The sequence below is a fragment of the Rhizobium sp. CSW-27 genome, from assembly GCF_018760785.1.
In the GTDB taxonomy this organism is placed as follows: domain Bacteria; phylum Pseudomonadota; class Alphaproteobacteria; order Rhizobiales; family Rhizobiaceae; genus Neorhizobium.
This window is the reverse complement of record NZ_JAHHZO010000099.1, coordinates 1-230: the sequence shown is the minus strand read 5'-3', so window position 1 is coordinate 230 and position 230 is coordinate 1. Positions and strand designations below refer to the sequence as shown.

At 67.0% G+C, this 230-nt stretch carries 1 protein-coding gene; it reads right to left on the bottom strand.

Annotated elements, in window-relative coordinates; translation table 11 throughout:
* Positions 1–230, bottom strand: a 230-nt coding sequence (locus KLP42_RS26780) for a hypothetical protein (protein WP_215571175.1), incomplete at both ends; no start/stop codon positions are given.

Genomic DNA, 230 nt, shown 5'->3' with positions numbered 1-230 from the left:
ACCGAACCGTTGGCCGCTTCGATCGCATCGTTCAGGTCGATCCGGCCCGCGACTGCCGTGATGCCGATCGTGCCGGCACCCGCAGTCTTCACCTGGCCAATCGTGGCATCCGTACCGGCCGACAGCGCCACGTTACCCGTGCCGCCATCGATCAGCGAACCCGACGCCTGCGTCAGACCACCCGTCATTGCCGTCAGCGATACGCCGTTGGCGCCGGCAACGGAACCCGT